Source organism: Kitasatospora sp. NPDC101235 (genome assembly GCF_044767505.1).
Lineage (GTDB): Bacteria > Actinomycetota > Actinomycetes > Streptomycetales > Streptomycetaceae > Kitasatospora.
In genome coordinates, this window is sequence record NZ_JBIWNZ010000022.1 from 64498 (window position 1) to 84891 (window position 20394).

Genomic DNA, 20394 nt, shown 5'->3' on the forward strand with positions numbered 1-20394 from the left:
CCTACGGCTCGGCCTCGGCACGACCGAACCGAGGCCCCGCTCACCGAGATGCGGGACGGCCCGTACCGCCCAGCCGCGCAGGGTTTCGCCGCGGTCGGTCCGGGGGTGGCACTGGTTCCCGAGCTTGGCCTGCCCCAGCGCCATCCGGGCATCGCCGGGCAGCGGTTGAGCGGTCCGGCGCCGGTGCGCGCACTGCACGCCGCCGCCCGGGAGGACGCTTGGGTCAGCCGGTCCTGGGCGCGCTGGTCGGCGCACTGCGGGCGACGGCAGGCGCGGCGGGCGGACGTAGGCTGGGCCGATTCGATCACTTGAGAAGGCGTCGAAAGGACGTGCGGGGGATGCGCGGCGATACGGGGGAGCTCTACCGGGCGTTCGCGGAGCGGGAGGCGCGCGGCAACTCGCCGATCTACCAGGAGCTGGCCGAACGCGTCGCCGAGGACGAGCAGTCGTGTGCGCTGCTGGACGGACTGCCGGCCGCGAAGCGGCAGCCGAACCTGCTGTTCGGCGCGGTCAGGCACCTGGGCGGGCCGGTGACGGAGGGCTGGCCGGCCTTCCGCGACTGGGCGGCGGAGCACTGGGCCGAGGTCTCGGCGACGATGCTGGAGCGGCGGACGCAGACCAACGAGGCGGGCCGCTGCGCCACCCTGCTGCCGCTGCTGGCCGCACTGCCGCAGCCACTCGCCCTGATCGAGGTGGGCGCCTCGGCCGGGCTCTGCCTGTACCCGGACCGGTATCGGTACCGGTACCGGTACCTGGCCGGGGAGGACGGATGCAAGCGTGGGACCGGTACCCCGGTCGCCGAGTTCGGTGCCGAGTTCGGTGCCGAGGCGAGCCCGGTGACGTTGGACTGCACGGTGAGCGGGCCGGTACCGTTCCCCGGCTCCCTGCGGGAACGGCTGCCCGAGGTGGTGTGGCGGGCCGGGATCGACCTCAATCCGCTGGACGTACGGGCCGAGGAGGACATGCGCTGGCTGGAGTCCCTGGTCTGGCCCGAGCAGATCCACCGGTTGGACCGGCTGCGCGGCGCCGTCCGGGTCGCCCGGGCCGAACCGCCGCTGCTGGTGCGCGGCGATCTCAACGCAACGGTAAGGGAGTTGGTGGCGCAGGCCCCGGCGGGGGCGACGCCGGTGGTGTTCCACAGCGCGGTGCTCGCGTACCTGCCGCCGGAGGAGCGGGAGGAGTTCGCGGCGACCATGCGCGAGCTGCCCGGGCACTGGATCTCCAACGAGGCGGTCTCCGTGCTGGCGGCCGTCGCCCGACGTCTCCCCCGCCCGGCCCCGGCCGGCTCCGGACTGTTCGCGCTCGCCCTGGACGAGCGGCCGGTGGCCTTCACCGGGCCGCACGGGCAGTCCCTGGACTGGTTCGCCGAGGCGTAGGCGGCAATGCGGGCGGCGGCAACGAACGGGGCCTCGGGCTTGAAGCTGCCGCAGCGGCAGCTTCTACCGTCGTGACCAGGGCCGGAGAACCGGCCCGGTCCACGCGAACGTGGGGACGTGGAAACGAGGGAGGCAGCCATGGCCTGGCCCATCGCTGAAGTAGCCCGGATGTCCGGTGTGACGGCCAGAACCCTCCGGCACTACGACGAGATCGGGCTGCTGCCACCGGCCTGGATCGGCTCCAACGGCCACCGCTACTACGAGGAGCGGCAGTTGCTCCAGCTGCAACAGATCCTGGTACTGCGGGCACTGGGCGTGGGGCTGACCGAGATCGCCCGGATCCTGGGCGATCAGGTGGACGAGCTGGAGGCCCTGCGGGACCACCGCCGGCGACTGGTCGCCGAGCGCGACCGGCTCGACGCCCTGGCCGCCACCGTTTCCCGCACGATCGCCGACCTGGAACGCTCCCGGAAGGACGGCACGCCCATGACCATCAACCGCCCCGAGAACCTGTTCGAGGGCATCCAGCCCGGTGATGTCGACGCGAGTCTGCGCGACTTCCCCGAGCACGCCGAGGCTGCCCGGCGCGCGACTGCCGCGATGGCCCCGGCCGAGATCGAGGCCGGGCAGCGCGAGCGGACCGCCCGCATGATCCGCCTGGCGGAGCTGATGGCGGCCGGCCACCCGGCCGACGCCGAGCCCGTGCAGAGCACGATCGACGAGGAGTACCGGCTGCTCGGCACCATCCGGTCGGTCCCGACCGAGGAGTACCTGGCGATCGCCCGTTCCTGCACCGAGAACGAGCAGTGGAGCGCCGCGTACGAGGCCATCGCCCAAGGCCTGGCCGCGTACCAGCGTGCCGCCATGGAGGCGTACGCGGCGGCGCGGCTGTCCTGATCCGGGTCTGTGATCCGGGTCTGTGATCCGGGTCTGTGGTCCGGGTCTGTGGTCCGGGTCTGTGGTCCGGATCTGGTCGTACGACCGGGGTCGGGCCGGCCTGGGCTGACCCGGGCCGGGCTGGTCCCCGTCCGGCCTGGGCCGGGCCGGGCCTGTCCGGCCCTGCCCTGACCTCTGCCCGGGAGCCTTACGGGGGGCTCCCGGGCAGAGCCGGGCGGCGCCGGGCGCGCCCCTCTCCCGGCTCTCCCCCTTCGTCACTCCGTCCGCAGCGCCGTGACCGTCCGGGTGCGGGCCGCCCAAGTGGCAGGGAGGACGGCGCCGAGCAGGGCCAGCACCAGGCCGCCGAGTATCAGCGGCCCCGCCACCGACGGGGCGAACACGGCGAGGTCGGCGTCCGGCACTCCGATCCCCGCGGCCTCGGCCATCGCGGGCATCACCTGGTGGTGCACCAGGATGCCGATCGGGACCCCGATCAACCCGGCCGCCAGCCCGCTGCCGCAGACCGAGGTGAGCACCATGCCGACGGTCTGCCGTGGTGACATCCCGAGCGCCTTGAGCACCCCAAGGTCGTGCACCCGCTCCCGGGTGTCCAACAGCACGGTGTTGAGCACCCCGAGCCCTGCCACCACGGAGAGCAGCAGCGTGAGTGTGCCCGCCAGGGTGTTCATCGCCAGCACCACGATGTTGAGGTGCTCCCCGCCGGGTTCGGCGCCCAGGCCCAGCGGCTTGACGGTCTGGTCCAGCCCGTCGGCGTAGGCCTGCGCGTCGGTACCCGGGGTGAGGTCGATGTGGAAGGAGAGCGCCTCGGCGTGGATCGTGCCGCCGAGCGGCGCCAGCGCGGCCCGGTCCGTGAACACCAGGTCGTTCGTGGTCAGGACCTCGCCGGTGATCTTCGCCTGGGTGCTCCGCCCGTGGTCGGTGAGGGTGACGGTGTCACCGACCTTCGCCTGGTTGGCCCGCAGGTAGGCGGCGGCCACCACCACCTCGCCGGGGCCGTGGAACCAGCGGCCGGAGACCAGCTGGAAGCCGCTCCAGGAGGCGTCGCCGCTGAACGCGACCACCTCGGAGCGCCCGGTGTTCCCGGCCAGGGTGACCGGGGTGGGGACGCTGCTGTACCAGGCCCGGGTGCCCGGACGGGAGTCGATGGCCTTGGCCACGGCCGCCTCGTCCAGGTGGTCGACGGGCTGCGCGGAGCCCTCCATCGGAGCCTGGACCACCACCTTGCCCGCGCGGTCGGCCGTCAGGCCCTCCTGGAGGGAGCTCAACGAGAGCGTCAGGCCGACGCAGAGGGTGACCCCGACCGTGCCGAGCACCACGGCGGCGCCGGTGGTCGCCGAGCGGCCCGGCCGGTTGAGCGGGGAGGCCAGCCCGAGGCTGAGCGCCCGTGGCACCGGCAGTCGGCCGATCCGGTCCTGCGCCCGGGCCAGCGGGCCCGCCGCCCCTGCCCCGTCGGCCGCGCCTCGGGCAGCCGCCCGTTTGGCGCCCGGCGCCGTCCGGCCGACCGCGAGCGCCTCCACCGTCCGCAGCCGCCCGGCCCGCAGCGCCGGTACCAGCGCGGTGCCCGCCACGGCGCCCAGGGCCACCACCACGACCACGGCGTCCACCCAGACCGGGATGCCGAGCAGTCCGCCGCGCAGGGCCTTGTGGGCCAGCCCGAGGACCGGTACGGACAGCAGGTTGCCGACGAGCACGCCGAGCGCCGTGCCGACCCCGGCGGGGATCAGCGCCTGGCCGACGTACGCGCGCGCCACCTGGGCCGGGGTGAAGCCAAGGGACTTGAGGATGCCGATCCGCCGGGTGGCGGCACTGACGGAGCCGCTGACCACGACGCCGATGATCAGCACCGACATGGCCAGACCGAGCACCCCGAAGGCCGTGACGAACGGGACGAAGGTCGAGGCCGTCCGGTTCGCCTCCTCCTGGGCGGGCCGGTAGGAGGAGGCCTTGGCGAGCGCCCCGCCCGGGACCGCGGCGGCCAGCGCGGCGCGGCCCGCCTCCACCTCCGCGTCGCTGCCGGCGTGGGCGAAGCGGTAGAGGTACTGGGTGGCGGGCGCGGTGCCGGGCGCCGTCAGCCCGGCCACCTGCTCCGGGGCGACCCAGCCGTCCGCGCTCCAGGAGACCGAGGCGGCCAGGCCGACGACCCTGAGCGACGGGTGCCCCGGCAGGTCCGGGAACTCCATGCTGTCGCCGACCGCCAGCGGGGAGTGCCCGTCCAGGAACACCACCTCGCCGGGGCCCTCGATCCAGCGGCCGTTGGTGACCCGCAGGTCGTCCAGTGGGCCGCTCTCGGCGCGGCCCACCAGCGTCATCGGCGGCAGCAGGCTCCCGGCCGGGGGGATCCGGGACCCGGAGCCGGAGCGCGGCTGGACGGTGGCCGCCTGGTAGGGGCCGGCCGAGGCCGTCACGCCGGACGCGTGGGCCGTCTCCGCGAGCTGGGCGGGGCTCGCCTTGGCCGGGTCGTACAGCACGTTGAGGTGCGCGCCGTGCTGGTCGGCGAAGGAGCGCTGGTACGGGCCCTGGGCGGCGACCAGCAGCCCGAGCGCGAGGATGCACGCCGTCACGGACATCATCGTGGTGAGCACCATGACCAGGGTCTGCACCCGCCTGCGGCCGACCCCGGCGCGCACCACCTTGCCGAGCGCGCTCATCGGCCACCGCCCGGCGCCGGCACGGCCGCCGTGTCCCGGACCAGCCGGCCGTCGAGCAGCTCGATCGTCCGGTCGGCGCAGGCCTCGGCGAGCGCGGTGTCATGGGTGACCAGCAGGATCGTCTGGCCCTCCGCGTTGAGCCCGCGCAGCAGGTCGCGGACGTCGGCGGCCGAGGCGGTGTCCAGCGCCCCGGTGGGCTCGTCGGCCAGCAGCAGCGGCGGACGGTTCATCAGCGCCCTGGCCACCGCGACCCGTTGCCGCTCGCCGCCGGAGAGCCGGCCGGGGAAGGCCCTGGCGTGCCGGGCCACCCCCAGCCGCTCCAACAGCTCCCCGGCCCGGGCCCGGGCCTGCTCCCGCCGCATCCCGGCCAGCTGGGCCGGGAGCAGCACATTGTCCTCCACGTTCAGGTCGTCCAGCAGGTTGAAGAACTGGAACACCATGCCGATCCGCGTCCGCCGGTACTCGGCCAGCGCGGCCTCGCCGAGCCGGTGCACGGCCACGCCGTCGACCTCCACCTCGCCCTCGCTCGGGCGGTCGAGGCCCGCGATCAGGTTCAGCAGGGTGGACTTGCCGCTGCCCGATCGGCCGAGCACGGCCAGCGCCTCGCCGGCCCGGACCTCCAGGTCGAGCCCGGCCAGGGCGGGACGGGCGGCGTCGGATCGGTCGTACGTCTTGTCGACGCCGCGGATCCGGATGATCGGCGCGTTCACGGGCCCTCCACTGTTCTGGGTCCGGCACCGGGAAGGGCCCGGGCCGGCTGACGGAACACGACGCTACGAATCGGAGGCGGGGTGCGGACAGCCGTCTGGACGGCCTCTCGGAGGTGTATCCAGATACACCCTGAACTGGGTGTTCAGGCCTAGAGCGCCGGACGCCCCGGCCGGGCAGACTGACCCATCGAAAGATCGGAACCGGGGTCCGCAGCGGGCTTCGGAGCCGCGGCTTCGAGGCCGCAGCTCCGGGCCTCCCGACGGGGGCCACGGAAGGGAAGGGGGCGCGTCATGAACGCGGGAGTGCTGAACGAGCTGGCCTTGCGGGTCGGCCGGGCCTGCACGGACGGGGTGCGTGCCTGGTACGCGGCGACGCTGGCCGTGACGGGCTTCCTCGCGCTGCTGGCCGGGCCGGTCCTGCTGGCCACCGCACTGTTCGGCCCGGACGAGCCCCAGGACTTCCACCCGGGCGGGCCGCTGATCCTGGCGGTGCCGATGGCGCCGGTCGCCCTCTGGGCGCTCTGCTGGGCCACCGGGGGCGGCGGCCGGGCGGTCGGCGCCGCGCTGTTCGCCCCGGGGGCGATAGCTCTGATGGCGACGCACCTCTACGGCGGTGCCGCGCCCGGCGGCCGGTCCGGCTCGCTCTGGCTGGCGCCCTCGCTGCTGGTGCTCGGGCTGTTCGGAGCCCGCTGGATCGCAACGGAGAGCAGGCGGACGGTCGGGAAGTGGAGCGGGCGGCCGATCGCGGTGCCGTACCGCCGACCGGTCGGCGCCGGGCCCTGGCGGCGGCTGCGCGCCGGCGGCTGGCTCACCGACCCGGCGGCCTGGCGGGACGTCGCCTGGACGCTGCTCACCGGCACGGCCGTGCTGCTCACCGCCGCGATCGTCCTGCTGGCCCCGGTCGCCCTGGAGGTCTTCGGCCGGAACGGACGGTTCTTCGCGCTGGGCGTCGTCTACGCGATGGGTCTGACCGTCGCCCCGCTGGCCGTCCTGTGGGCCGCCCCACCGGCCCTGCGGATCCACGAGAAGGCCGCCCGGGCCCTGCTCGGGCCCTCCCGGCGGGCCGAACTCGCCCGCCAGGTCAGCCACCTGGCCCGGACCAGGGCGGACACCATCGACGCCGGGGCCGCCGAGCTGCGCCGGATCGAGCGGGACCTGCACGACGGGGCGCAGGCCCGGCTGGTGGCACTGGGCATGCTGCTGACCGTGGCCGAGCAGCTGAAGCACGACCCGGACGCCCTCGGGCCGCTGCTGGCCGAAGCCCGGACGTCCTCGGTGAAGGCGCTGAGCGAGCTGCGGGACCTGGTCCGGGGAATCCACCCGCCGGTTCTGGCCGACCGCGGCCTGGCCGACGCGGTGCAGGCGACGGCACTGGACCTGCCCCTGCCGGTCAGCTTCGCCGGCGGCCTGCCGGGCCGGGCCCCCGCTCCGGTGGAGTCGGCCGCCTACTTCGCGGTGACGGAACTGCTGGCCAACGTGGTGAAGCACGCCGGGGCCTCGCACGTGTGGATCGAGATAGGGCACAGTGACGGGCTGCTGCGGATATCGGTGACCGACGACGGGCGCGGCGGCGCCGACCCGTCCCGGGGAACCGGCCTCAGCGGAACCGAACGCCGACTGGCCGCCTTCGACGGGGTGCTCGCGATCAGCAGCCCGTCCGGTGGGCCGACCATTGTGAACCTGGAGATCCCGTGCGCGTTGTCATCGCCGAAGACCTCTTCCTCCTTCGGGACGGCCTGACCCGACTGCTGGAGGCCAACGGCATGAAGGTCACCGCGGCGGTGGAGAACGGCGAGCAACTGCTCGCCGCGGTGGCCGCGGACCGGCCCGACATCGCCGTGGTCGACGTCCGGCTGCCGCCGAGCTTCACCGACGAGGGGCTGCGGGCCGCACTGGCGGCCCGTCAGGCCCACCCGGGCCTGCCCGTCCTGGTGCTGTCGCAGTTCGTGGAGCAGCTGTACGCGCGCGAGCTGCTGGCCGGCAGCACCGGTGGGATCGGCTACCTGCTCAAGGACCGGGTGATGGACGGCAGCCAGTTCATCGACGCCGTCCGGCGGGTCGCCCAAGGCGGCACCGCGATGGATCCGGAGGTGATCACCCGGCTGCTCACCCACAACTCCTCGGCCGGCCCGGTCTCCACCCTCTCCCCGCGCGAGCGGCAGGTGCTGGCGCTCATGGCGGAGGGCCGGTCCAACGCGGCGATCGCCCAGCAGCTGGTGATCACCGAGCGGGCGGTCGCCAAGCACACCGCGTCAATCTTCGTCCGGCTGGGCCTCCAGCCCTCCGACGACGACAACCGCCGCGTCCTGGCCGTCCTGGCCTACCTCAACAACTCCTGAAAGGGGCCGTAACCCCTCGAAGCCGCGACTCCCGAAGCCGTAACCCCTCGAAGCCACGACTCCCGAGAGGAGCCGCCACGCTCCGGCACCACCGCCCCAAACCTTGATAAATCACCGACAAGTGGTGAGTGGCCCTCCGCTGCAGGGGTCTCGCCTGCCGCGGAACGGGTCAATTAGGCTGATGAGGTGCTCATCCTTGTTCGCCGCCGCCACGTGGACCTGCTCCGCGTGACGACCATGTCCTGTCGACGCTCCGGCTGAACCTCGCGCCACCCACCCTCAACGGCGGCCCTGCCATGCCGCCACCACCTCCCGGCTCCCGGAGCACCCGCCGCACCAGGCGCTGCTCCGCCCGTCCCCGGTCGACCACCGGGACCAGCCGGGACGAGACCCAGCGGATGTCACACATGACGCAGCAGTACACACCCATATCCGAAACCGGCACCGACTCCACGCCGGCGGACGCCCTCCCGGTGATCGACCTCTCGCTCGCCGACGGCAGCCCGGAGGACCGTCGCCGTCTGCACGACGAGCTCCGCACCGCGGCCACCGGCGTCGGCTTCTTCCAGCTCGTCGGTCACGGCGTCACCCCGGGGGAAACCGCCGCGCTCGCCCGGGCCATGCGCGCCTTCTTCGCGCTCCCCGAGTCCGACCGGCTGGCCGTGAGCAACCTCAACTCCCCCCACTACCGGGGCTACACCCACACCGGTGACGAGCGCACCGGCGGCAGCCAGGACTGGCGCGACCAGCTGGACATCGGCGCCGAGCTGCCCCCGCACGTCCCCGGCACCGGCGAGCCCCCGTACTGGTGGCTGGAGGGGCCCAACCAGTGGCCCGAGGCGCTCCCCGAGCTGCGCACCGCCGCGCTCGGCTGGATCGACCACCTCGGCGAGGTCGCCCACCGTCTGCTGCACGAGCTCCTCACCGCGATCGGCGCCCGCCCCGACTTCTACGACGAGGCCTTCGCGGACCACCCCCATCTGCGTCTCAAGCTGGTCCGCTACCCCGGCACCGCCCCGGACGGCGCAGGTCAGGGCGTCGGCGCCCACAAGGACTACGGCTTCATCACCCTGCTGCTGCAGGACACCGTCGGCGGCCTCCAGGTCGAGCGCGCGGACGGCACCTTCCTGGACGTCCCGCCGCTCGACGGCGCCTTCGTCGTCAACCTCGGCGAGCTGTTGGAGGTGGCCACGGACGGTTACCTCAAGGCCACCAACCACCGCGTGGTCAGCCCGCCCGGTGCCCGCGAGCGCTTCTCGGTGCCGTTCTTCTACAACCCCCGCCTCGACGCCCACATCGAGCCGCTGGACTTCCCGCTCGCCCACCACGCCCCCGGCGCCACCGAGGACCCGGACAACCCGCTCTTCGCCGACTTCGGCCTGAACGAGTGGAAGGGCTACACCCGAGCCCACCCCGAGGTCACCCGTCGCCACCACGCCGACCTCATCGGCCCCGCGGCCCGCTGACCCGGCGCCCCCGGCCCGACCCCGCCGGCAGCGGAGCCGAGCCGACTTCGGCCTGAACGAGCCGAGGGGCTACACCCGCGCCCACCCCGGGCCACCCGCAACCACCCCCGCCCCTGTCCCGCAGCCGAACCCGGCCGCAGGGCAGGGGCGTCGGCCGTCCGGAGCCCCGCTCCGCCGGCCACAGCGCGCCCGATCCCGGTGGACCGCGACGGCGGGCACTGTCACACTGCTGCTGTCACAGCGGGAATGTGCCAGTGCGGGAGGCAACAGATGGGGGAGCACGGTGCCGGGGTGGGCGAGGTGCGGCTGACGGTCGACGAGTTGGCGGCGCGGGCCGGGATGACGGTGCGGACCGTCCGGTTCTACGGGACGAAGGGGCTGCTGCCGCCGCCCGAGTTGGGGCCGCGCCGGGTGGGCCTGTACGGGGCGGCGCACCTGGACCGGCTGGAGCTGATCGAGGAGTTGCAGCGCCAGGGCCTGACGCTGGCCGCGATCGAGCGGTACCTGGCCCGGCTGCCCGAGGACAGTTCGCCGCTGGACCTGGCGATCCACCGGGCACTGGTCGCGTCCTGGACCCCCGAGGTGGCCGAGAAGTCGAGCCGCGCGCAGTTGGAACGGCGGGCCGGGCGCGGACTGTCGGAGGAACAGGTCGAACGGCTGGCGGCGATGGGGGCGCTGGAGCGGACCGACGACCCGGACCTGTTCCGGGTGGACCCCGGGCTGCTACCGCTGGGCGTGCGCATCCTGGACGTGCCGATCCCGCTGGAGACGCTGCTGGCCGCCCGCGCGGTGGTGCTGGAGCACAGCCGGGCGACGGCACGGGAGTTGCAGCGGCTGTTCCGGGAGACGGTGTGGAAGCCGTACCGGGAGAGCGAGCCGGCGCCGGACGAGCTGGCCCGGATGAAGGCACTGACCGACCACATCCAGCCGATGGTCGCACAGGCGCTGGTCACCGCGTTCCAGCGGTCGCTCCGGGAGGAACTGGGCGGGGAACTGACCGGCGAGCCCCGGTGATGCGCCGGGTGGGGCCGTACAGCACACGGCCCCACCCAGCACCACCCGGCGCCACCACGAACCCGGCGAACCCGGCGAACCCGCCGGATCAGTCCGTGAACGTCCGCCCCTCGGCCGCCACCCGCTCCAGCAGCGCCGGCGGCGCGAACCGCTCGCCGTACGCGGCGGCGAGTTCGCGGGCCCGGGCAGCGAAGCCGGCCGGGCCGCCCCGGTACCCGTTGATGTACTGGAACACGCCGCCCGTCCAGGCGGGGAAGCCGATGCCGAGGATCGAGCCCACGTTGGCGTCGGCGACCGAGGTCAGCACGCCCTCCTCCAGGCAGCGCACCGAGTCCAGCGCCTCGCTGAACAGCATCCGCTCCTTGAGGTCCTCGAACGGCACCTCGGAGACACCGCCGCCGAAGTGCTCCAGCAGCCCCGGCCAGAGCCGCCCGCGCTTGCCGTCCTCGCCGTACTCGTAGAAGCCCGCGCCGCCGCTGCGTCCCGGGCGGCCGAACTCGTCGACCATCCGGTCGACCACCGCGTCCGCCGGGTGCGGCGTCCAGGTGCCGCCGACGGCCTCCACCGAGCGCCGGTGCTCGTCGCGGATCTTGCGCGGCAGGGTGAGGGTGAGCTCGTCCATCAGGGAAAGCACCTTGGCGGGGTAGCCGGCCTGGGCGGCGGCCTGCTCGATGCTGGCCGGGTGGACGCCCTCGCCGACCATGGCGACGCCCTCGTTGAGGAACTGGCCGATCACCCGCGAGGTGAAGAAGCCGCGCGAGTCGTTGACCACGATCGGGGTCCGGTCGATCTGCCGGACCAGGTCGAAGGCGCGGGCCAGCGCGGCGTCCCCGGTCCGCGGGCCGCGGATGATCTCGACCAGGCGCATCTTGTCGACCGGCGAGAAGAAGTGCAGCCCGATGAAGTCGCCCTGGCGCTCGACGCCTTCGGCGAGCAGGCCGATCGGCAGGGTGGAGGTGTTGGAGCAGAGCAGCGCGTCGGGGCCGACCACGCCCTCGATCTCCTGGAACACCTTGTGCTTGAGCTCGGTGTTCTCGAAGACCGCCTCGATCACCGCGTCGCAGCCGGCCAGGTCGGCGGCCTCGGCGGTGGGCGTGATCCGGGCCAGCAGCTCGTCGCGCTTGGCCTCGGTGGAACGCCCGCGCGCGACGGCCTTGTTCAGCAGCCCCTCGGAGTAGGCCTTTCCGCGCTCGGCGGCCTCGACGCTGACGTCCTTGAGCACGACCTCGATGCCGGCCTTGGCACAGGCGTAGGCGATGCCCGCGCCCATCATCCCGGCGCCGAGCACCGCGACCTTGCGGACCAGCCGCTTCTCGACGTCCTTCGGGCGCCCGGCGCCGGAGTTGACCGCCTGCATGTCGAAGAACAGCGCCTGGATCATGTTCTTGCTGGTCTGCCCGCAGGCGAGCTCGGTGAAGTAGCGGGCCTCGATCACCATCGCGGTGTCGACGTCCACCTGGGCGCTCTCCACGGCGGCGGCCAGGATGTTGCGCGGGGCGGGGTAGGGCGCACCGTTCAGCTGCTTGCGCAGATTGGCCGGGAAGGCGGGGAGGTTGGCCGCGAAGGCCGGGGTGGCCGGGGTGCCGCCGGGGATCTTGTAGCCCTTGACGTCCCAGGGCTGGACGGCCGTCGGATTGGCCTCGATCCAGGCGCGTGCCCGGACGGCCAGTTCCTCGGGGGTGTCGACCAGTTCGTGCACCAGGCCGTTCTCCAGCGCCTGCGCCGGGCGGTACTGGCGGCCCTGGAGCAGGAACTTCAGCAGGGCGTCGGTGATGCCGAACAGCCGGACCGTACGGACCACTCCGCCGCCGCCCGGCAGCAGGCCGAGGGTGACCTCGGGCAGGCCGATCCGGCTGGCCGGGGTGTCGAGCGCGATCCGGTGGTGGCAGGCGAGGGCGATCTCCAGCCCGCCGCCGAGCGCGCTGCCGTTGACGGCGGCGACGACGGGCTTGCCGAGGGTCTCCAGGGTGCGCAGCGCGCGCTTGATCCGCAGCGACTTCTCGAAGACGGCCTCGGCGTCCTCGGGTCGGGCGGCGGAGAGCATCCGGAGGTCTCCACCGGCGAAGAAGGTCTTCTTGCCGGAGGTGACGACCACGCCGCGCAGCGCGTCCCCCAGGTTCGCCAGCCGCTCGACGACGGTCTCGAAGTCGGCGGTGAAGGCCTCGTTCATGGTGTTGACGGACTGGGTGGGGTCGTCGAGGACGAGGGTGACCACGCCGTCCTGGTCCTGCTCCCAGCGGATGGTGGTGGTGTCGCTCATGGGTTCACGGTCTCCAGATCTGCCAAGGGAGGTGCCACACGCGTGTCCCAAAAAGGGTGGCGGTGGGCGACGGGTGGGCTCAGATGCGCTCGACGATGGTGGCGATGCCCATGCCGCCGCCCACGCAGAGGGTGATCAGGCCGTAGCGCAGGTCGCGCCGCTCCAGTTCGTCGATCACGGTGCCGAGCAGCATCGCCCCGGTGGCGCCGAGCGGGTGGCCGAGCGCGATCGCGCCGCCGTTGACGTTCACCTGGTCGTGGCGGAAGCCGAGTTCGCGGATGAAGCGGAGGGCGACCGCGGCAAAGGCCTCGTTGATCTCGACCAGGTCGATGTCGGCGGCGGTGAGCCCGGCCTTGGCGAGCGCCTTGTGGGTGGCCGGGGCGGGGCCGGTGAGCATGATGGTCGGCTCGGAGCCGGAGACGGCGGCGGAGACGATCCGGGCGCGCGGGCGCAGGCCGTACCGCTCGCCGACCTCGCGGTTGCCGATGGCCACCAGCGCGGCGCCGTCCACGATGCCGGAGGAGTTGCCCGCGTGGTGGACGTGGTCGATGGCCTCGACCCAGTGGTACTTCTGGAGGGCGACGGCATCGAAGCCGCCGGCCTCGCCGATGGCGGCGAAGGAGGGCTTGAGGCCGGCCAGGGTCTTGACGGTGGTGCCGGGGCGGATGAACTCGTCGCGCTCCAGCACGACCAGGCCGTTGCGGTCGCGCACCGGGACGACCGAGCGGTCGAACAGGCCGTCCGCCTGGGCCTTGGCGGCGCGGGCCTGGGACTCGGCGGCGAAGGCGTCCACGTCGGTGCGGGAGAAGCCCTCGATGGTGGCGATGAGGTCGGCGCCGATGCCCTGCGGGGCGAAGTTGGTCTCGTAGGCGGTCATCGGGTCGGCGAACCAGGCGCCGCCGTCGGAGGCCATCTTCACCCGGGACATCGACTCCACGCCGCCGGCCAGGACCAGGTCCTCCCAGCCGGAGCGGACCTTGGCGGCGGCCAGGTTGACGGCTTCCAGGCCGGAGGCGCAGAAGCGGTTCTCCTGCACGCCGGCGACGGTGTCGGGCAGGCCGGCCGCGATGGCGGCGATCCGGGCGATGTCGGAGCCCTGGTCGCCGACCGGGCTGACCACGCCGAGCACGATGTCGTCGATCGCCGCCGGGTCCAACCCGGGGTAGCGGTTGCGCAGTTCGTGGATCAGTCCGACGACCAGGTCGATCGGCTTGGTGCCGTGCAGCGAGCCGGAGGCCTTGCCCCGGCCGCGCGGGGTGCGGATCGCGTCGTAGACGTACGCTTCGGTGGTCACGGTGGGAACGCCTTTCAGGGCAGGGGGCTTGAGGGGGAACGCTCAGCCGAGGATGGAGCGGCCGACGATCTCCTTCATGATCTCGGTGGTGCCGCCGTAGATGGTCTGGATGCGGCCGTCGGTGAACGCCCGGGCGACCGGGAACTCGCTCATGTAGCCGTAGCCGCCGTGCAGTTGGAGGCAGCGGTCGGCGGTGCGCTTCTGCAGCTCGGTGGCCCACCACTTGGCCATCGAGGCGTCCGCCGGGGTGAGCGCCCAGCGGTTGTGCTCGGTGATGCAGCGGTCCACGAAGGCACGGGTGACGGCGCACTCGGTGGCCAGTTCGGCGATCTCGAAGCGGACGTGCTGGAGCTTGGCGAGCGGACGACCGAAGGCCTCGCGTTGTTTGACGTAGTCGGTGGTGATCTCGACCAGGTACTCGGCGCCGGCGATCGCCGCGGCGGCGATGGTGAGCCGCTCCTGGGCGAGGTTCTGCATCAGGTGGACGAAGCCGCCGTTGAGCTCGCCGATCAGGTTCTCCTTCGGCACCCGGACGTCCTCGAAGAACAGCTCGGCGGTGTCCTGGGCCTTCTGACCGATCTTGTCGAGGTTGCGGCCGCGCTCGAAGCCGGGCGCGCCACGTTCGACGGCCAGCAGGCTCAGCCCGTGCGCGCCGCCCTCCGGGGTGGTGCGGGCGACCACGATCACCAGGTCGGCGAGGATGCCGTTGGAGATGAAGGTCTTGGCGCCGTTGAGCAGGAAGTGGTCGCCCCGGTCGACCGCCTGGGTGCGGATGCCCTGGAGGTCGGAGCCGGTGCCGGGCTCGGTCATCGCGATCGCGGTGATCAGCTCGCCCGAGCAGAAACCGGGCAGCCAGCGGCGCTTCTGCTCCTCGGTGGCGAGCGAGGTGAGGTACGGGCCGATGATGTCGTTGTGCAGGCCGATCGCCAGACCGGAGGCGCCGGCCCGGGCGAACTCCTCGGCCAGCACGGCGGCGTAGCGGAAGTCCGGGGTGCCGCCGCCGCCGTACTCCTCGGGGACGGCGAGGCCGAGCAGGCCCTGCCGGCCGGCCGCGAGCCAGGCGGAGCGGTCGACGATGCCGGCCTTCTCCCAGCGGTCGTAGTGCGGCAGCACCTCCTTCGCCAGGAAGGCCCGCACGGTGGCCCGGAAGTCGTCGTGCTGCTCGGTGAAGATCTCGCGCTGCAACGCTACTCTCCTTGCTCTGCCGAAGGGTTGAGGGAGGGGACGCCCCAGTCCCGGGCCACCTCGGCGGTGTCCGCACCCGGCCGGGCCGGCGGGCGGCGCAGGGCGCCCGGGGTGGCGGAGAAGCGCGGGGCGGGGGCGGGCTGGGTGACGCCGCCCGCCTCGACGTACGTCCCGCGCGCCGACAGGTGGGTGTCCACAGCTGCCTGACGCATCGTCAGCACCGGCTCCACGCAGGCGTCGGAGCCGGCGAAGACGGCCTCCCACTCGGCCCTGGTCCGGGTGGCGAAGCGGGCGGCGATCAGGGCCCGCAGTTCGGGCCACCGACCGAGCTCGTACTGGCCGGGCGCGTCCGGGCCCAGCTCCAGCAGCCGGGCGAACTCCGCGTAGAAGCGGGGCTCCAGCGCGCCGACGGCCAGGTGCCCGCCGTCCGCCGCCCGGTATACCGCGTAGAACGGTGCGCCGCCGTCCAGCAGGTTGACGCCGCGGCGGTCCTGCCAGTGGCCGGCCGCGAGCAGGCCCCACAGCATGCTGCCGAGGTGCGCCGCACCGTCCACGATCGCGGCGTCGACCACCTGGCCGGCGCCGGTGGCGCGGGCGTGGTGCAGCCCGGCGAGCAGGCCGACGACCAGGTAGAGCGAGCCGCCCGCGTAGTCGCCCAGCAGGTTGGCCGGGATGCCGGGCGCCTCCTCGGCCCCGCCCGGCGCAGCCACCATCCCGAGCACCCCGGCGACCGCCGCGTACCCGAGGTCGTGCCCGGCGGTCGCCGCCCGGGGGCCGTGCTGCCCCCAGCCGGTCATCCGCCCGTACACCAGGGCGGGGTTGCGCGCCAGGCACGCCTCCGGCCCGACCCCGAGCCGCTCCGCGACGCCCGGCCGGTAGCCCTCGATCAGCAGGTCAGCCCGCTCGACCAGGTCAAGCACCCGCCCAGGCCCTTCGGGGGACTTCAGGTCGATCAGCACCGAGCGCTTGTTGCGGTTGCTGAGGTCGTACGCCGGGTCCGTGCCGAGCGGCGAGGGCTCCGGCCGGTCCACCCGCACCACGTCCGCCCCGAGGTCCCCCAGCAGCATCGCCGCGAACGGCCCCGGCCCGATCCCGGCGAGCTCCACCACCCGCACACCCGCCAGCGGCCCCCCGGCCCCCGGCGCACCGCTCGCGTCACGCACTGGCTGCTGAGCCCTTCCGGTTGGGTTTGACAGTAAAGCTGTAACACTCGGGATGATAGGCAAGCGACCCGCCGGTAACAAGACCTCCGCCCTCGCGCCCAGCCGCCAATTCCCCCTTGACCGAGCCTTGGTGAATCCGGCCACTCCTCGCGCGCCCGGCACCACGGAGGGTGGGTCAGTGCACTGACAGCAGCCACCTGTACGGTCGTCATGCCGCGGAGGGGGAACGGCCGCTCTGCCGAATGGGGAGGATTGCACACACATGGGCAACCAGGGATTCACCACGGGGCCGGTCGCCCCGGTCCTGGACTCGACGCCGAGCGACGCCGCGACGCCGCCGTACGCCAGGCTCGTCCTCGCGGGCGCCGGAAGCCCGTCCGCCTCCTCGCCCGGCGCAGGGACCACCCAGCTCGACACCCCGTACGAACTCGCCGCCTCGGCCGGTATAGCCCGGCAGATCGCGACCGACCTCGACAACGCCAACGGCAAGGCCGGCCCCGGCGCGCACAGCCTCACCGAGTACGCGAGCACCGCGTCGACCAAGATCCGCGGCTTCTCCTTCGGTGGCGCCCTCACCGGCAGCACCGAGCGGTGGATGCAGCAGTGCAAGACGCTGCACGACAAGCTCGGCACCATCGCCGGAAACCTCGACAAGACCCAGCAGAACTACCACGCCAACGAAGCCAGGACCGCCGCCGATCTCCGCGCCGGCCAGTAGCAGGGAGGGAACAGACAGATGGTGTCCTTCAAGGAACTGCACGAGGCCGACTTCACCGCGATCAACGACGCCGCCGAAGCATGGTCCGGCGTCGCCAAGGCCCTCACCGCCCTGGACGGCCGGGTCGCCAAGGACCTCACCAGCACCGCGCAGCGGGCCGGCTGGAAGGGCACGGCCGCAGATTCGGCGACCAAGGCCCTGCAGGGCGTCGACGGCGACTTCAAGCAGGCCTCGGCCGTCGCCACCGCCCTCGCCGCGATCATGAAGACCGCCGCCGAGGACTTCGCCGCCGCCCGGCGCGACCTCGACACGGCACTCCACGACGCGCAGGCCGACACCGATCTGAGCGTCACCGCGGACGGTGCGGTCAAGTGGACCGTGCCGAAGGAGTCGAGGAACGACCCCGAGGCCGAGCCCACGATCCGGGCCAACGCCCAGGCGCTGTCGGACCGGCTCAACAAGGCCGTCGCCAAGGCCACCGCCGCCGACCAGCGGGCCACCGCCGCCCTCCAGGGCGACATCGGCACCAGCACCACCGCCTTCAACGCCGCCCCGTACGGCGCCGGCCCGGTCGCCGACGCCAAGCGGGCCACGGACCTGATGTCCAAGGCCGGCAGCCTCTCCGACGACCAGCTCAAGCAGTTGCAGGCCCTCATGGCCGCCAACGCGGAGAACAAGGACTTCTCCACCACCCTGCTCAACGGCCTCAACGCCGGCGGCAAGACCGGCCCCGAGGCCCTGCTGGAGTACAGCAAGGTCTATGACGGCCTCGCCCACGGCAACCACAACGCCGCGGGCTACCAGGACGTCTACAAGAACCTGTCCGTCGCCCTGGCCACCGCCACCCGCGACGGCGGGATGGGTAAGGAGTGGCAGGACGGCCTGCTCGCGGCCGCCCGCCGCCCGGGCGGCTCGGCAGCGGGGTGGAACGACAACTACCCGGCGCTGACCTCGCTGATGGGCGCGGGCGGCAAGTACGACAAGGCGTTCCTGCTCAAGGTCAGCAACGACCTGGTCGACTACGAGCGGAACAGCAAGACCAAGGGCGAGGAACTGTGGGGCCCGGACTACTCCTTCAAGGTCCCCGAGGGTGATCCGCTGACCCCGCTGGTGAAGATGATGAAAGACGACCCGGCGACCTCCCAGGAGTTCCTCGACCCGAGTCGGAACAAGAACCTCACGTACCTGCTCAAGGACCGCGTCTGGCTCGACGAGGCCGCGGAAGGCAGGCTCCCCGCGGAGGTCCTGCGCAAGACCTCCCACGGGATGTTCGGCGAGATGCTGCAGGCCGCGGCGACCATGCCCGACCCGAACGCGCCCCAGAACCCCGCCCTGCACGACAAGACCAGCGCACGGATCATGGACGAGACGCTCAAGGCCCTCGGCGGAAGCGACCCCAAGGACGCATCGGTCACGACGGTCCTCCGCAGGCCGGTCGCCGAGATGCTCGCCAGCTACGCCCCCGACATGCACGAGGTCCTCAGCAAGGACCTGCAGTACCCGTCCCAGCCGAACGGGCTGACCGCCAAGCCGGAGCAACTGCTGCGAGTGGTCCGCGGCACCCTGGAGGACCCGGAGAACTTCCAGATCATCCACCAGGCCGAGTCCCGGGAGATCGCCCGCCGCCTCGACGAATTCGGAGCCGACTCCTTCAAACCCGACGCCACAGGCCGCCCGGACCACAAGCTCTCCGCCTTCACACAGGAGTCCGCAAAGGCCCTCGGGGGTCTCGACGCGGCGTTCGCCAAGGCGACCACCGACCATGCGGACGAGAAGAAGGCCGACATCGACTGGCAGCAGCGGATGAACTACCACTACATCGGTACGCCCGCGGGCGCGATCCCACAGCTCGTCCTGCCAGGGATCTCGAAGGTGGTGCCGCTGGGTGACATCGCACAGCGCCTCGTCGACGTCGGGACCGCCGCCTACGCCAACGACGCCAAGTCGGCGATCGACACGAGCACGGCCACCGATGTGAGTTCCCGGTACTCGGCGGGGCGGCACCAGCTGGACGCGATGATCGCGGAGAAGGCGAGCCAGTACGGCGCCGGCGGCCAGGGCGCCGACGACACCGGCAGCATTCCGCACCACCTGACGCAAGGTGTGGAAACCTTCTACAACAACGGCATCAACACTGCCTATCACAGCGCTTACGGCAAGGCGTGAGCGCAGTGACCAAGAGGATCAACCACGACGAGAAGTCCGGCGACCTCAACGAGCCGCGCCCCCGACTGCAACGTCCGCGGGCCGGAATCGTGGCGACGGTGGTGCTGGCCGCGGCGGTCGGCGGGTCGCTGCTGCTGACGGACAACCTGACCAACGCCTTCGGCCCGGACAGCGTGTGCGAAGGCGCGGTGAGCGCGGACGCACTGAACGACGCGCTCGGGTGGGGCAAGGTCAGCGCCAAGATGTACGGCGACGGGAAGCTGGACACCCCGGGCGCGTCCTGCGTGGCGACGGTGAGCAGCGGGATCTTCGGCAACGAGCGGATCGCCGTCATCGAACTCCCCAAGGCCGGGGACCTCACCAGGTTCAAGCCCGACGCGGAGTCCCAGCTGTTCACCGCCGCGGCGAACGGCGGCGCGGCCGGCGCCGTACACAAATCGTCGTACGCCTTCGCCCTGTTCCCTGAGAGCTGCGACAAGGGTCAGCGGGCCACGGTCAAGTCCAGCTCCTCCGACGCCCCGAAGCTCGCCGGGCTCGCCACCTCGGTGGCCAACCGCGTCGCGGCGCAACAGGGTTGCGGTGGGACGCCGCTCCCCACGCCGAGCGAACTGACCGCGGCGGGTACGGACCGCCCGCTCAACCGCGACGCCGTCTGCGGCCTGCCGGGGCTGACGATGCCCGACACGCCCGGTGGCCCCGCCTACCAGGAGACCGTGACCACCGCGACCGATCCGCTGTGGGCCTGCAGCATCCACTCGGACGCGGACCTCAGGTCCTCGATCACCTTCCTCATCGACACCGATCCCCGTCTCGTCCAACCGTGGACGCTCGACTCCAAGCCTGCGTTCGGCCGGGCCCAGTGGGTCGGACAGCACGAGGTGATGACGACCTGCCAGGGGAAACCCGCCCGGTTCCGGTTCGAAGCGGACGGTTTCCGGGACCTCGTGCCGAACAGCAAGACGACCTGGGAGCAGTTCCTCACCGCCGGCGCCAAGGCGATCGGCTGCGAGCCAATCCTCTAGCACCTCCTGTGGGGGGGCGGGGCCCCCCCCGCCCCCCCCCCCCCCCCCCCCCAAAAACCCCCCCCCCCCCCCCCGGGAACGCAAACCCAGCGACACAAAAAAGCACGCAAACAAGAACAAAACCACCCCGGGCGCG

General features: G+C 72.8%; 15 protein-coding genes. 9 read left to right on the forward strand and 6 right to left on the reverse strand.

Translation table 11 applies throughout. The features are described 5' to 3' along the window. The first annotated feature begins 338 nt into the window (after positions 1–338). Positions 339–1376, forward strand: a complete 1038-nt coding sequence (locus ACIRRH_RS30300) for a DUF2332 domain-containing protein (RefSeq protein WP_403073731.1) — start codon at positions 339–341, stop codon at positions 1374–1376. A 138-nt stretch (positions 1377–1514) separates the two neighbouring features. Continuing rightward, on the forward strand, positions 1515–2273 hold the full coding sequence (locus tag ACIRRH_RS30305) for a MerR family transcriptional regulator (protein WP_403073732.1): 759 nt from the start codon (positions 1515–1517) through the stop codon (positions 2271–2273). A 254-nt stretch (positions 2274–2527) separates the two neighbouring features. Here ACIRRH_RS30305 and ACIRRH_RS30310 read toward each other — a convergent pair whose 3' ends face one another. Next, the gene (locus ACIRRH_RS30310; RefSeq protein WP_403073734.1) at positions 2528–4921 is read right to left on the reverse strand and encodes an FtsX-like permease family protein; all 2394 of its coding nucleotides are present in this window, start codon (positions 4919–4921) and stop codon (positions 2528–2530) included. Then, entirely contained in the window at positions 4918–5631 is a 714-nt protein-coding gene (locus tag ACIRRH_RS30315) for an ABC transporter ATP-binding protein (RefSeq protein WP_403073736.1), read from the reverse strand. Before ACIRRH_RS30315 ends, ACIRRH_RS30310 begins: the two co-directional genes overlap by 4 nt. Before the next feature lie 291 nt (positions 5632–5922). Between ACIRRH_RS30315 and ACIRRH_RS30320 the strand changes: the two genes are divergently transcribed. From ACIRRH_RS30320 to ACIRRH_RS30335, 4 genes are all read left to right on the forward strand, one after another. Then, positions 5923–7371 (forward strand): histidine kinase, encoded by a 1449-nt coding sequence (locus tag ACIRRH_RS30320; RefSeq protein WP_403073738.1) that lies wholly within the window; start codon positions 5923–5925, stop codon positions 7369–7371. Beyond that, positions 7323–7970 (forward strand): response regulator transcription factor, encoded by a 648-nt coding sequence (locus tag ACIRRH_RS30325; RefSeq protein WP_224279330.1) that lies wholly within the window; start codon positions 7323–7325, stop codon positions 7968–7970. The genes ACIRRH_RS30320 and ACIRRH_RS30325 overlap by 49 nt, the downstream gene beginning before the upstream one ends. Before the next feature lie 407 nt (positions 7971–8377). Further along, positions 8378–9436, forward strand: a complete 1059-nt coding sequence (locus ACIRRH_RS30330) for an isopenicillin N synthase family dioxygenase (protein ID WP_403073740.1) — start codon at positions 8378–8380, stop codon at positions 9434–9436. Between the two features lie 270 nt (positions 9437–9706). Further along, positions 9707–10450, forward strand: coding sequence for a MerR family transcriptional regulator (locus ACIRRH_RS30335; RefSeq protein ID WP_403073742.1), 744 nt, complete (start codon positions 9707–9709; stop codon positions 10448–10450). A gap of 88 nt (positions 10451–10538) precedes the next feature. On the opposite strand, the gene ACIRRH_RS30340 is transcribed toward ACIRRH_RS30335, so the two are convergent. The 4 genes from ACIRRH_RS30340 to ACIRRH_RS30355 all read right to left on the reverse strand — a co-directional run bounded on the left by ACIRRH_RS30340 (position 10539) and on the right by ACIRRH_RS30355 (position 16352). Beyond that, positions 10539–12710 carry a 3-hydroxyacyl-CoA dehydrogenase NAD-binding domain-containing protein gene (locus tag ACIRRH_RS30340; RefSeq protein ID WP_403073744.1) on the reverse strand — a complete coding sequence of 724 codons (2172 nt, stop codon included), beginning with the start codon at positions 12708–12710 and terminating at the stop codon, positions 10539–10541. A gap of 79 nt (positions 12711–12789) precedes the next feature. Then, complete coding sequence (locus tag ACIRRH_RS30345) at positions 12790–14004, reverse strand: acetyl-CoA C-acetyltransferase (protein WP_403073745.1); 1215 nt, start codon at positions 14002–14004, stop codon at positions 12790–12792. Positions 14005–14046: 42 nt separating this feature from the next. Further along, positions 14047–15189 (reverse strand): acyl-CoA dehydrogenase family protein, encoded by a 1143-nt coding sequence (locus tag ACIRRH_RS30350; protein ID WP_403073747.1) that lies wholly within the window; start codon positions 15187–15189, stop codon positions 14047–14049. A 2-nt stretch (positions 15190–15191) separates the two neighbouring features. Beyond that, positions 15192–16352 carry a CaiB/BaiF CoA transferase family protein gene (locus tag ACIRRH_RS30355; RefSeq protein WP_403073749.1) on the reverse strand — a complete coding sequence of 387 codons (1161 nt, stop codon included), beginning with the start codon at positions 16350–16352 and terminating at the stop codon, positions 15192–15194. 262 nt (positions 16353–16614) lie between these two features. Between ACIRRH_RS30355 and ACIRRH_RS30360 the strand changes: the two genes are divergently transcribed. Genes ACIRRH_RS30360 through ACIRRH_RS30370 form a run of 3 tightly spaced genes read left to right on the forward strand, consistent with a single transcriptional unit; the run spans position 16615 to position 20258 of the window. Beyond that, positions 16615–17070: a hypothetical protein gene (locus tag ACIRRH_RS30360; protein ID WP_403073751.1), complete on the forward strand. Its 456-nt coding sequence runs from the start codon at positions 16615–16617 to the stop codon at positions 17068–17070. Between the two features lie 18 nt (positions 17071–17088). Further along, entirely contained in the window at positions 17089–19236 is a 2148-nt protein-coding gene (locus ACIRRH_RS30365) for a hypothetical protein (RefSeq protein ID WP_403073753.1), read from the forward strand. Positions 19237–19241: 5 nt separating this feature from the next. Next, the gene (locus ACIRRH_RS30370) at positions 19242–20258 is read left to right on the forward strand and encodes a hypothetical protein (protein ID WP_403073755.1); all 1017 of its coding nucleotides are present in this window, start codon (positions 19242–19244) and stop codon (positions 20256–20258) included. The last annotated feature ends 136 nt before the right edge of the window (positions 20259–20394 follow it).

Bases quoted from the DNA above. Each gene is read 5' to 3' on its own strand.
- ACIRRH_RS30300 (WP_403073731.1), top strand. From the start codon at position 339: ATGCGCGGCGATACGGGGGAGCTCTACCGGGCGTTCGCGGAGCGGGAG.
- ACIRRH_RS30305 (WP_403073732.1), top strand. From the start codon at position 1,515: ATGGCCTGGCCCATCGCTGAAGTAGCCCGGATGTCCGGTGTGACGGCC.
- ACIRRH_RS30310 (WP_403073734.1), bottom strand. From the start codon at position 4,921: ATGAGCGCGCTCGGCAAGGTGGTGCGCGCCGGGGTCGGCCGCAGGCGG.
- ACIRRH_RS30320 (WP_403073738.1), top strand. From the start codon at position 5,923: ATGAACGCGGGAGTGCTGAACGAGCTGGCCTTGCGGGTCGGCCGGGCC.
- ACIRRH_RS30330 (WP_403073740.1), top strand. From the start codon at position 8,378: ATGACGCAGCAGTACACACCCATATCCGAAACCGGCACCGACTCCACG.
- ACIRRH_RS30335 (WP_403073742.1), top strand. From the start codon at position 9,707: ATGGGGGAGCACGGTGCCGGGGTGGGCGAGGTGCGGCTGACGGTCGAC.
- ACIRRH_RS30340 (WP_403073744.1), bottom strand. From the start codon at position 12,710: ATGAGCGACACCACCACCATCCGCTGGGAGCAGGACCAGGACGGCGTG.
- ACIRRH_RS30360 (WP_403073751.1), top strand. From the start codon at position 16,615: ATGGGCAACCAGGGATTCACCACGGGGCCGGTCGCCCCGGTCCTGGAC.
- ACIRRH_RS30365 (WP_403073753.1), top strand. From the start codon at position 17,089: ATGGTGTCCTTCAAGGAACTGCACGAGGCCGACTTCACCGCGATCAAC.